This window comes from Synechococcus sp. BA-120 BA3, assembly GCF_034931285.1.
Taxonomy (GTDB): Bacteria; Cyanobacteriota; Cyanobacteriia; order PCC-6307; family Cyanobiaceae; genus Cyanobium.
In genome coordinates this window covers 1-938 of the sequence record NZ_JAYGHZ010000205.1, presented here as the reverse complement: position 1 = coordinate 938, position 938 = coordinate 1, and the positions used below count along the sequence as shown (strand labels likewise).

The following is a 938-nucleotide window of genomic DNA, read 5'->3' as shown; positions in this document are numbered from 1 at the left end:
GCCCGAGGCCGCGCGCCGGAGGCCACCTGGATCGGCCAGGAGCTGCGCCTGTCCCAACCGGGCCCGGCCAGCCCGTCCGCCCCCCTCTGGAGCGGCACGGTCGAGCTGTACGGCTTCGCGCCGCTGCGCTCCACGGGCTCGGTCACCATCCGGGGCCAGGAGGCGGAGGTGGACCAGGACCTGGGGGAGATTCTCAGCGTGCTGCGCTTCGCCGCGTCCGCCCGGGGCAGCATCGAGAAGGGCCGCGTGGGACTCCAGGGCGACCTCTGGTACATCAATCTGGGGGACCAGGCCAGCCGCCTGGTGGGTCCCCGCAGCCTGTTCACGACCACGGCCGATGTGGGCCAGACGCTGGGGATCTACGACCTCGCCCTGCGCTACCGGTTCGGTGAGCGGGAGTCGGCGATCGGCAAGCCCGGCACGTATTCCGTGATCCCCTATGCCGGCATGCGGCTCATCGACGGCCGCCTCAACCTGGCCGCCGCCCTCGATGGCCCCTTCGGCCGCACCCTGCTGGAGCCCACCCGCAACTTGCAGCGCACCTGGGTGCAGCCCCTGGTGGGCACCCAGGCCAGCGTGTTTCTCTCGCCGCGCCTGCGGGCCTTCGCCCGCGGCGACATCGGCGGCTTCGGCCTGGCCGGCCAGCAGGACCTCAGCGGCAACGCCCAGGTGGGCCTGGGCTACGCCATCGGCGACGACACCGACCTGAACATCTCCTGGCGGTACATGGGCCTGAAGTGGAACAACGGCGACGCCCAGTCCAACGGTTTCGTCTCCAACCTCAACGGCATCGAAATCGGTGTGAAGGTCTTCTTCGGCGGCGCGCCCAGGGGCACGGCGGTGGCCACCACACCGGTCACCGAGCCCACGCCGACGGCGCCCTGAACAGGAGCCGACCGCCTCAGAAACTCGGCAGCTTGAGCATCAGCTCACAGAGC

The 938-nt window shown here is 70.9% G+C and carries 1 protein-coding gene; it reads left to right on the top strand.

Annotated features, from left to right (window positions below):
- A partial coding sequence (locus tag VB737_RS07295; protein WP_500312252.1) for a hypothetical protein occupies positions 1-885 on the top strand: 885 nt, incomplete at its 5' end.
- Between the last annotated feature and the right edge of the window lie 53 nt (positions 886-938).